Annotated in this window: 10 protein-coding genes; 4 read left to right on the plus strand and 6 right to left on the minus strand. The window is 63.9% G+C overall.

Annotation, left to right across the window (positions count from 1 at the left end; translation table 11 throughout):
- Window positions 1-40 precede the first annotated feature (40 nt).
- The gene (glgX, locus tag CXK94_RS18705; RefSeq protein ID WP_102895434.1) at window positions 41-2,191 is read left to right on the plus strand and encodes a glycogen debranching protein GlgX; all 2,151 of its coding nucleotides are present in this window, start codon (window positions 41-43) and stop codon (window positions 2,189-2,191) included.
- 52 nt (window positions 2,192-2,243) lie between these two features.
- Here glgX and CXK94_RS18710 read toward each other — a convergent pair whose 3' ends face one another.
- The 4 genes from CXK94_RS18710 to CXK94_RS18725 are packed head-to-tail and all read right to left on the minus strand — an operon-like array spanning window position 2,244 to window position 5,914.
- On the minus strand, window positions 2,244-2,954 hold the full coding sequence (locus CXK94_RS18710) for an ABC transporter ATP-binding protein (protein WP_037038089.1): 711 nt from the start codon (window positions 2,952-2,954) through the stop codon (window positions 2,244-2,246).
- Window position 2,955: 1 nt separating this feature from the next.
- The gene (locus CXK94_RS18715; RefSeq protein WP_102895435.1) at window positions 2,956-4,161 is read right to left on the minus strand and encodes an ABC transporter permease; all 1,206 of its coding nucleotides are present in this window, start codon (window positions 4,159-4,161) and stop codon (window positions 2,956-2,958) included.
- Window positions 4,158-5,309, minus strand: a complete 1,152-nt coding sequence (locus CXK94_RS18720) for an efflux RND transporter periplasmic adaptor subunit (protein ID WP_102895436.1) — start codon at window positions 5,307-5,309, stop codon at window positions 4,158-4,160. Before CXK94_RS18720 ends, CXK94_RS18715 begins: the two co-directional genes overlap by 4 nt.
- A complete protein-coding gene (locus tag CXK94_RS18725; RefSeq protein ID WP_102895487.1) occupies window positions 5,306-5,914 on the minus strand; it encodes a TetR/AcrR family transcriptional regulator in 609 nt (202 codons plus the stop codon). The genes CXK94_RS18720 and CXK94_RS18725 overlap by 4 nt, the downstream gene beginning before the upstream one ends.
- 259 nt (window positions 5,915-6,173) lie before the next feature.
- Here CXK94_RS18725 and CXK94_RS18730 point away from each other — a divergent pair, with 259 nt between their 5' ends.
- On the plus strand, window positions 6,174-7,019 hold the full coding sequence (locus CXK94_RS18730; RefSeq protein WP_102895437.1) for a M23 family metallopeptidase: 846 nt from the start codon (window positions 6,174-6,176) through the stop codon (window positions 7,017-7,019).
- A 2-nt stretch (window positions 7,020-7,021) separates the two neighbouring features.
- Here the strand turns inward: CXK94_RS18730 and CXK94_RS18735 are convergent, their stop codons facing one another.
- Both CXK94_RS18735 and CXK94_RS18740 read right to left on the minus strand, forming a co-directional pair.
- A complete protein-coding gene (locus CXK94_RS18735) occupies window positions 7,022-7,312 on the minus strand; it encodes a DUF2218 domain-containing protein (protein ID WP_102895438.1) in 291 nt (96 codons plus the stop codon).
- 40 nt (window positions 7,313-7,352) lie between these two features.
- Window positions 7,353-8,180: a DODA-type extradiol aromatic ring-opening family dioxygenase gene (locus CXK94_RS18740; protein WP_102895439.1), complete on the minus strand. Its 828-nt coding sequence runs from the start codon at window positions 8,178-8,180 to the stop codon at window positions 7,353-7,355.
- Between the two features lie 105 nt (window positions 8,181-8,285).
- Between CXK94_RS18740 and CXK94_RS18745 the strand changes: the two genes are divergently transcribed.
- Together CXK94_RS18745 and CXK94_RS18750 are read left to right on the plus strand one after the other, a co-directional pair.
- Window positions 8,286-9,206, plus strand: a complete 921-nt coding sequence (locus CXK94_RS18745) for a LysR family transcriptional regulator (protein ID WP_102895440.1) — start codon at window positions 8,286-8,288, stop codon at window positions 9,204-9,206.
- 223 nt (window positions 9,207-9,429) lie between these two features.
- Window positions 9,430-10,686, plus strand: coding sequence for a zinc-dependent alcohol dehydrogenase (locus tag CXK94_RS18750; protein ID WP_102895441.1), 1,257 nt, complete (start codon window positions 9,430-9,432; stop codon window positions 10,684-10,686).
- The last annotated feature ends 5 nt before the right edge of the window (window positions 10,687-10,691 follow it).

The raw sequence follows: 10,691 nt of genomic DNA on the forward strand, positions 1-10,691 counted from the left end.
CAGTCCCGTTCGCCTTCGAGAATCCGTTAGTGGAGACATCATGAGCAAGAAAAAGCCCCAAGCGCCGCAGGTCATGACCCCATCCCGGATTCGCGAAGGCCTGCCCTTCCCCCTTGGAGCCACCTGGGATGGTTTGGGAGTCAATTTCGCGATCTTCTCCGCCCACGCCACCAAGGTGGAGCTGTGCCTGTTCGATGCCGGTGGCGAGAACGAAATCGAGCGCATCGAACTGCCCGAATACACCGACGAGATCTGGCATGGCTACCTACCCGATGCACACCCAGGGCAAATCTACGGCTATCGCGTATACGGCCCCTACGAACCGGACGCCGGCCACCGCTTCAACCCCAACAAGCTGCTGATCGATCCCTACGCCAAGCAACTGGTCGGCGAACTGCGCTGGTCCGAGGCACTGTTCGGCTACACGATCGGCCATGCCGATGGCGACCTCAGCTACGACGAACGCGACAGCGCGCCCTTCGTGCCCAAGAGCAAGATCATCGACCCGGCCTTCACCTGGGGCCGCGACCATCCGGTGCAGGTACCCTGGGACAAGACGATCATCTACGAGACCCATGTACGCGGCTACACCATGCGCCACCCGGCGGTGGCGGACGAGCTGCGTGGCACCTTCGCCGGCTTCAAGACGCCGGAAGTGATCGATTACATCCGCAAGCTCGGCGTCTCGTCGATCGAATTCCTGCCCATCCATGCCTTCGTCCAGGACCAGCACCTGCTGGAGAAAGGCATGAGCAACTACTGGGGCTACAACAGCATCGCCTTCTTCGCGCCGCACCCGAAATACCTGGCCAGCGGCAAGATCAGCGAGTTCAAGGAAACGGTCGCGCACCTGCATAATGCCGATCTCGAGGTGATCCTCGACGTGGTCTACAACCACACCGCCGAAGGCAACGAGCTGGGCCCGACGCTCTCCATGCGCGGCATCGACAATGCCTCCTACTACCGGCTGATGCCCGACGACAAGCGCTATTACATCAACGATTCCGGCACCGGCAACACCCTCGACATGAGCCATCCCTGCGTGCTGCAGATGGTCACCGACTCGCTGCGCTACTGGGCCACCGAGATGCACGTGGACGGCTTCCGCTTCGACCTGGCGACCATCCTTGGCCGCGAGCACGAGGGTTTCGACGAACGCCACGGCTTCCTCGTCGCCTGCCGCCAGGACCCGGTGCTGGCCAAGACCAAGCTGATCGCCGAGCCCTGGGACTGCGGCCCCGGTGGCTACCAGGTCGGTCGCTTCCCGCCGGGCTGGGCGGAGTGGAACGACCAGTTCCGCGATACCGTGCGGGCCTTCTGGAAAGGCGACGACGGGCAACTCGCCGACTTCGCCAGCCGCCTCACCGGCTCCGGCGACCTGTTCAACCAGCGCGGCCGGCGGCCGTTCAGCTCGGTCAACTTCGTCACCGCCCACGACGGTTTCACCCTCAAGGACCTGGTCTCCTACAACCACAAGCACAACGAAGACAACGACGAGGACAACCGCGACGGCAGCGACAACAACCTGTCCTGGAACCACGGCGTCGAGGGCCCCAGCGACGATCCGGAGATCAACGCCCTGCGCTACCGGCAGATGCGCAACTTCTTCGCCACCCTGCTGTTCTCCCAGGGCACGCCGATGATGGTCGCCGGCGATGAATTCGCCCGCACCCAGCACGGCAACAACAACGCCTACTGCCAGGACAGCGAAATCGGCTGGGTGAACTGGGACATCAGCGAGGACAGCTACGGCCTGCTGGCCTTCGTGCGCAAGCTGATCCGCCTGCGCCAGCGCTTCCCGATGCTGCGCCGCGGGCGCTTCCTGGTCGGTGCCTACAACGAAGAGCTGGGCGTGAAGGACGTGACCTGGCTGGCACCGAATGCCGAGGAAATGAGCATCGAACAATGGGAGGACGGCCACAACCGCTGCATGGGCATGCTCCTCGACGGTCGCGCCCAGCCCACCGGCATCAGGCGCGCCGGCTCCGACGCGACGCTGCTGATCATCGTCAACGCGCATCACGACCTGGTCAACTTCATCCTCCCCGAAGTCCCCCAGGGTGTGTTCTGGAACCGTCTGGCGGACTCCAACAACCCCACCGCACGACCGGAACGCTTCGACTTCAACGACGAATACGCCGTGACCGGCCGCTCATTGCTGCTGTTGGAGTTGATCAAGGAAGAGGAATGAGGCCCGGGAGTGGAGCACTACTAACTTTCATGGCGCCCTCTTCGCTCCGGCCTCATTCGAATGATCGCCCCTCGCCTGCCTCTTCGTGGGTCACGCCATCGCGGATGTGATAGAGGCGTTTGAACGTGGGAATGATTTTTTCGTCGTGGGTGACGACAACGATCGCGGTCTCGAATTTGCGCGCCATGTCATTGAGGATGCGAATAACGGCCATGGCACGCTCGCTGTCGAGCGGTGCGGTGGGTTCATCAGCCAGGATGACAGGGGGACGATTGACCAAGCCACGCGCAATAGCCACGCGCTGTTGCTCGCCGCCAGACAACTGCGACGGCATCGCCGTGGCGCGGTGCTGGACATCCAGTGCACGCAACAGGTCGAGTGCAGTACGGCGGGCCTCGGTGTTGGGCATCTTGGCAAGCATCGGCAGCAGCGCAACGTTGTCGATGACGTCGAGAAACGGGATCAGATACGGCGCCTGAAATACGAAGCCGATCTTGTCTCGGCGCAAGGCACGCAGGTCTCGAACATTCCAGCCATCGTCGTAGATCAGCTCGTTGCCCAGCGTCATACGCCCGGCCGTTGGTTCGATAACGGCACCAAGGCACTTGAGTAGTGTGCTCTTTCCCGACCCCGAGGGACCGATCAGCCCCACCACTTCGCCGGGGGCGACGTGCATGTTCACGTTCTTCAGGGCGAAAACGGCTGTATCGCCCTCACCATAACGCTTGCTCAGGTTTTCGATATGAATGCCTTTCCCAGTCATTTCAGCCTCCGATGGCTTCTGCCGGATCGACCTTGAGCGCGATGCGAATGGCAACGATGCTGGCCAGCACACAGATAACCAGCACGGCAAGGAATCCAGCGAGGGAGTCGAGCGGCATCAGCAGTACGTACTTGGGAAACAGCGGTGCGGAGTACGTGGCCGCAATCTTGCCCACGGCAAAGCCGATCAGCCCGAGGGCGAGCGCCTGCTGCATGATCATTGCGGCGATGGTGCGGTTTCGCGTGCCGATGAGCTTCAGCACGGCGATTTCGCGGATCTTGTCCATCGTCAGGGAGTAGATGATGAACGCGACAATGGCGGCGCTGACGATGGCCAGGATTACCAGGAACATACCGATCTGCTTGGCTGAGGTGGCGATCAACTTGCCGACGAGAATCTGCTCCATCTGATCGCGGGTGTAGACCGTCAGCCGCTTCCAGCGGCGGATGGATTCGGCCACTGCATCTGCCGAATGGCCTGGTTTCAACCTGACCAAGACGGCGTTGACGTATGGATTGGCAGCCTGGTCAGCAGTGACGGCCTCCAGCAGCCCGGGCACGTCGGGACGATCGAATACGGGATTGGCGGCCGTTCGGCGCCGACCTTGCCAGATGGCGTCGTTGTCCTTGAGGAACTGCGCCTGCTGGGCATCCTTGAGCGCAATGAACACCATCGGGTCGCCACTCGACGACACCATTCGCCGGGTCAATCCGACAACCGTGTACTGGTTGCGGCGAATGACGAGCCGATCCCCCAGCTGAAACCCGGTGGCGATATCGGCTACCGCTTCGTAGTGACCGCGGGTGATCTGGCGTCCGGCGATCAAATAGCTGGGCCAGCCTGGTGTATCCCCCAGCTCGCCAGGTGCCATGCCGACCACCATGGCACGCACGTCGCTGGTTTCCTTGCGTACCTGCATGGTCAGATAGGTGACGTTCGCCGCCTGCGAAACCCCCGGCATGGCCAGAATCGTGCGATACAGATCGTCGTTGATGCTGGACGACTCGGCGTAGGGGCCCAGCGTATCCCGTTGCACCACCCAGAGATCCGCACCGCTGTTGTCGAGCAGGACCTTGCCGTCGTCCACCATGCCGCGGTACAGCCCAGCCATGACCAGCGTGACACCGATCAGCAAGCCCAGCCCAATACCGGTGAAGAGGAACTTGCCCCACGCATGCAGGATGTCTCGGCCAGCTAGGCTGATCATCTCGCTACGCCCGGAATCTGCGTGACGACATGAATACGGTTGTGCGCCGCGAGGGCAGACTCGCTGTACAGAACAACCTGATCCCCGCTCTCGAGCCCTCTGGTCACCTGTACATAACCCGTAAGGTCGGCAGCCCCGAGTTGGACCGGAGTGAAATGCAATTTCCCATTCAGTATTCGCCAGACGCCAATGGTGTCGCGGTCACGCCTGACGGCGCCATTGGGGATGGCCAGCGCGGCCGGAAGCGCCGGCATTTCGATCGTCACTTCCGCCAGTTCCCCCACTGGTGGCAGAGGTTCGAGGGGCGTATCGAAGACTACCTTGGCCAGCAGTTCCTCCGTCACCGCATCGGCCTTGGGTTCTATCCGCAAAATACGCCCCGGCAGCGCTTCGCCAGCCCGCGAGCGCAGCACAATGCGAGCTGGCAGGCCCTCGGCGAGCCCTGTCGCGCCAACCTGATCGAAGCGTACATTGATCCAATAGCTACCGGGATCGATGATTTCCACGACTGCCTGCCCGGCTACAACCGTCGATCCCGGATCCGCATCGCGCATGGTCACCATGCCGTCCACCGGAGCAATCAGGCGCAAATCCTGATACTGCGCCAACAGGACCTCCAGGTCGGCGCGTGCCCGGGCGAGTTGGCCGGAAGCAGAAGCCAGCGCGGCATCGGCGAGCTGCAGCTCATGTCGCTTCGTCACGGCGATTTCTTCGCTGGTTGCGCGAGCCGCGAACAGTTGCGCATAACGCCGGGCCTGGGTACTGGCGTAGGCCTGCTTGAGTTCTGCCTCATGCAGGCTCGCCTCGGCACTTCTGACGGTCGATTCCTGCGCGCGCATCCGCTCGTGGAGATCGATGGGATCCATTTCTCCGAGCAGTTGCCCCGCCATGACCCGATCTCCGACATGCACATCGAGATGCCGAAGGCGCCCGGTCGAGGTTGGGCCGATTTTGTAGGTGTAGCGCACCTCTACCGTACCGATACCGAACAGTGCCGGCGCAACCGACCGTGACGCCACCGGCACGGTCGTCACCGCGACTGGCGCGAGCGGTCCAGAGCGCAGGCCGACGTATCCGAACAGCACAACCAGCGGCACGACTATCACAAGCATCGCAAGGGCGCGACGGTTTAGCGTAGGCCGTTTCATGATGAAGTCTCGATGCCGCGCCGATAGATCGCGAAGGCTCGAGGTGCGTCGCGGCGGATTCGTTCTACGTCTCCATCCAGCAGCGATTGCATCACCAAGCCCTGGATCGTTCCGATGAAAAGCATCGCCGCCGCCTCGCTATCCAGCGAGGCGGACAATTCGCCACTCGACTTGCCTCGTTCGATGACTCGATGCAGACGCTCCCCGTAGCGCTGGATCAACGTCTGTACCATCCGCTTGGCCGCCGTCGACTCGGCACGCTGCAGCTCACCGAAGATCATGCGTGGCACTCCGGGATGCTCGGCGACGAATTCGACATGGCTCATGAACATCGCCTCCATGGCCCCCAGAGCGGATTCGATGCCCTGAGCGGAGCGATCGACCCGCGCGAGCAGGCGCTCGGCCACCCATTCCATCGTTGCTTGCCAGATAGCGTCCTTGTTCGCGAAATGCCGAAACAACGCGCCTTGGGTCACGTGCATGTGCTTGGCGATCGCCGCAGTCGTGATCTCGCTGGGGTTCTTCGATCCGGCGAGTTCGACTACCGATTCGACCGTTACAGCCCGACGTTCGCTAGCTGAGAGGTGTTTGGAGTGTTTGTCCATGGCGGCGCCCAAAAGATAGTAATTGATTACTATCTTATCTCGACCGGAGAACAATGCAAGCAAGCCTCCCATACCGGAGTCGAATTCATGCCGTCCTGTGCCGCTTCAGCCGATCACCAATTGGAATACCGACGTGCGGTCATGAACCCAGGCCTGTGAGCCAAGTCCCAAAACGAACGCGGCCATCTCCAACGAACCGACGGATTCGTCCTGCCCGTCGCCGCGTCGGCAGGTTGTCCCTTCCGTGAAGGATCACGCCATGCACCCTTTGCGACCGCTCGTCTATCCGCTGCTATTACTGCTGGGCCTTGCGCCCCTGCCCGTCCTGGCTACCAGCAATCAAACGAACGCCACCGGCAAGCCCGGGAGCGTGCGCCTGTTCATCAACCGAGCCGGCAGCGGCAAGGTGATGGATGTCAGCAATACCCTGGATGTACCGGTGGAAGTGACGTTGCGGCTCACCCGCAGGGTGAATGTGGCCGGTGTCGGCAAGGGGCCGATCCGCAAGACGGTGCCGGCCAACAGCCGGGTGCGCGTGGCCACGCTGAGCAAGCGCCAGCCCGGTGGGCCGATCATGTTCAAGCATTCGTTCAGCTATGCGCTGGTCTTTTCGCCGGAGCCGGACCAGCCCGGTTCGGTCGCCGGGCCGGCCTATGCGCTGCCCTGGCAAGGCGGGCCTTTTCGCATATCCCAGGGGGCCGGGGGCGACTTCAGCCACAATTCGCCGAGCGGCCGCTACGCGGTGGATATCGCCATGCCGGTGGGCACGCCGATCGTGGCTGCACGGGCGGGCACCGTGGTGAAGGTACGCAACGGCCAGGGCGGCCGCCTGCCCGATCCGGCCGGCAACTACGTGCGTATCGAGCATGAGGACGGCACGCACAGCGCCTATCTGCACCTGCGTCGCGGCTCGGTGCGGGTACAGCCGGGCCAGCCGGTGAAGGTCGGAACGCTGCTCGGCAAATCGGGCAGTACCGGCCGCAGCACCGGGCCGCATCTACATTTCGTGGTGCAGAAGCCCTACGGCAAGCGCATGCTGTCGATCCCTTTCCGGTTCACCCAGCCGGTGGAGTCACTGCCCAACTTCACCCTGAGCAGCAAGTGAGGTCAGGCGGGGCCGGAAAGCCAGGCGATGCCCAGCGATTCGTCGCCTGCCATGCGCTGCAGGTGATCGGCCACCACCGTTTGCATGCGTTGCAACTGCTCCGGATCGGGAGACTGCAATCGCGCTTGCAGGCCGGTCGGCGATACCTGCAGGCTGCACTGGCCGAGCGGCAGCTCGATCTCGCCGCCCTGCTCGTCCACCTGCACCGGAAACTTGTGCCGCCAGTGATTGCACAGGCGTTTGACCAGTCGTGCCGGGTTCGTCGTGGCAACCTGCGCATGGGATGTGTGCATTGGGTTCTCCTGAGGATCGCAGCCCTGGTCGGGTATTCGTTCAGCCGAATCGATAGGCTGACAAGGTGGTTTCCATAACGCGATCGGCGAATACCTTCCGACCGCTCGACGTCGCGCCCGCTCCGGCAGCGACCAGCAGCGGCAGCAGATGCTCCTCGGCGCGCGGAGGATGACAGAGGCGTGCCGCGGGTGCCTGCTCCCAGTGCCGCAGCCGGTCATCGCGCTCTGCCGGGGCTGCCTCGACCGCGGCGGTCAGCCAGCGATCGAAGGTGTCGGAGATCGGCCCGAAACGTGGATCGCCGTAGCCGCGCATGTTGTGGAAGCTCATTCCGCTGCCGACGATCAGAACGCCCTCGTCCCGCAAGGGTTCCAGCGCGCGGCCCGCCTCGATATGCGCGAGTGGGTCGAGATCGCTGCGCAGCGACAGCTGCACCACCGGAATATCCGCGCCGGGGAACATCAGCTTCAGCGGGATGAACATGCCATGGTCGAACCCGCGCTGCGGCTCCTCGCGGGCCGCCAGCGAGGCCTGGCCAAGCAGCTCGGTGACGTGCCGGGCCAGCTCCGGCTGCCCCGGCGCGGGATAGCGCAGTTCGTAGGTATGCGGCGGAAAGCCATGGTAGTCGTAGATCAGCCCCGGGCGTGCAGCGCTGGTGACGCTGAATGACGGCTGCAGCCAGTGCCCGGATACCAGCACGATGGCCTTCGGCTTCGCCGGCAGGCTGGCGGCCACGCCCTTGAGGAATTCGGCCATGGCGTTCCAGGCGGTTGGCGGGTTCCAGTCCATGAAGAAACACGGCCCCGCACCATGCGGAACGAACAGGGTCGGCATGCGCTGTTCGAGGGATGAAGTGTTCGATGTGGCCATGGCCCATTACTCGTGCAGTGAACGTGTCGACAGCATGAATTACACTCCTGCCCGGGAGAACCCGGCAATAATCGCGAACACTTCATACCCAGGGTAGGAAACCAGATGCTCGACCGCATCACCAGCATGCGTGTATTCATCCGGGCGGCCAGCGCCGGCAGTCTCTCGGCTGCGGCGCGTCATCTGGGCATGTCGCCGGCAATGGCGACCAAGCACGTCGATGCGCTGGAAGCACGACTGGGGGTGAAGCTGTTTCACCGCAGCACCCGGCGCCTGAGCCTCACCGAAGCCGGCAGCCGTTATCTGGAGGCCTGCCAACGCATCCTGCCGGAGATCGACGAAGCCGAAGCCAGCATAGCCTCGCAACGGGTGGAGGCGACCGGACTGTTGCGGCTGAATGCGCCGCTGTCCTTCGGTACGCGCTACATCGCCCCGCTGCTACCGGCTTTCAGCCGGCGCCATCCGGCGGTGAAGGTGGAACTGGGGCTGGCCGACAGCCAGGTCGACCTGCTCGACGGCGGTTGGGACCTGGCGGTGCGCATCGGCCAGCTCGAGGACAGCCCGCTGCAGGCCCGGCGCCTTGCCGATTGTGCGATGCAGGTCTGCGCGGCCCCGCGCTACCTGGATGAACGGGGTGTCCCGCGGCGCGTAGCGGACCTCGCCCAGCACAACTGCCTGGGCTACAGCCTGTCGACGCTGGTCGGCAGCAAGCAGTGGGCCTTCGGCCGCGATGCGCAGGTGCGCGTCGCGATCAGCGGTGATCTGGTCGCCAACAACGGTTCGGCGCTGCTGGCGGCGGCCCTGGGCGGCCAGGGTGTGATCTACCAGCCGCAGTTCATCGTGGCCCCGGCGCTGCGCAGCGGCGAGCTGGTGGCGCTGGAGCTGGACCAGCCCTGCATAGCGCTCGGCGGCATCCATGCCGTCTACCCGCCCGAGCGGCGCCCGCCGGCCAAGGTGCGGGTGATGATCGACTATCTGGTCGAGGCCTTTTCCGGCGAGCTGCCATGGAGCCTGACGCCGCCGTGAAGCGTTGCCGCGACAAAAAAAGATGAACCATCCAAAGCCGGAAAAAGTCGGAACAAGTGAGCGCGGTGCCAATCGCCTCACGTCCGGCTGCGTCGCGGTTCCGGCGAATCCGTAGCACAAGCCCCGCGTTCGATATTTCCTACAGCGACCAGGACTGTAGCTCCACCCACCACCCGCCCTTGACACCGCCTAGTGCGATCAAGGGGTGCGATATGGAGTCGTTATGAAAGCTGTTGTCTACCACGCCGTTGGCGATATCCGCCTCGACGATGTGCCCGAGCCGCGCATCGAGGCGCCGACCGACGCCATCGTGCGCATCACCGCCTCGGCCATCTGCGGCACCGACCTGCACTTCGTACGCGGCACCTTCAGCGGCATGCAACCCGGCACCATTCTCGGCCATGAAGGCGTGGGCATCGTCGAGGAGCTTGGCCCCGACGTGCGCAACCTGCAGATCGGCGATCGCGTGGTGATCCCGTCCACCATCGCCTGCGGCAACTGCTCCTACTGCCGCGCCGGTTATTTCGCCCAGTGCGACGGCGCCAACCCCAATGGCAAGGAGGCCGGCACCGCCTTCTACGGCGGGCCGTCGGCCACCGGCCCGTTCCATGGGCTGCAGGCCGAGAAGGCACGCGTGCCTTTTGCCAACATCGGCCTGGTCAAGTTGCCCCCGGAGGTCAGCGACGATCAGGCGATCCTGCTTTCCGATATCTTCCCCACCGGCTACTTCGGGGCCGAGATGGCCGAGGTCGGCAGTGGCGATACCGTCGCGGTGTACGGCTGCGGCCCGGTCGGCCAGTTCGCCATCGCCAGCGCCAAGCTGCTCGGTGCCGGCCGGGTGTTCGCCATCGACCAGTTGAACGACCGCTTGCACATGGCCCAGCACCAGGGCGCGGAAGTGATCAATTTCAGCCGCGAGGACCCGGTCGCCACCCTCAAGCGCCTGACCGGCGGCATCGGCGTCGACCGCGTGATCGATGCCGTGGGCATCGATGCCGACCATGGCTGCTGTGCCGGCAAACCGGACGACCGCCAAAGCCTCCACCGGGGCCTCTGGCAGCCCGGCGATGCGCCGTCCCAAGTGCTGGAGTGGGCGGTACAGAGCCTCGCCAAGGCCGGCACGTTGTCGATCATCGGCGTCTACCCGCCGGATGCGATGACCTTCCCCATCGGCCTGGCGATGAACAAGAACATCACCATCAACATGGGCAACTGCCACCACCGCAAGTACATCCCGCTGCTGATCGAGATGATCCAGGCGCGGCGCATCGATCCGGCGAAGATCCTCACCCAGATCAAGCCGATGAGCGACGCGATCGCCGCCTTCGAGGCGTTCGATCGGCGCGAGAACGGCTGGATCAAGGTCGAGCTCCAGCCACAGCGGCGTGACGGCCGTGGCAGCGAGGAAACGGTGGTGGACGATGCGGTCGCCGATACCTTCCCGGCCAGCGATCCGACCTCGATGCAGAGTCCCAGCTAGCAGGT

The organism is Stutzerimonas stutzeri, from assembly GCF_002890915.1.
In the GTDB taxonomy this organism is placed as follows: Bacteria; Pseudomonadota; Gammaproteobacteria; order Pseudomonadales; family Pseudomonadaceae; genus Stutzerimonas; species Stutzerimonas stutzeri_AF.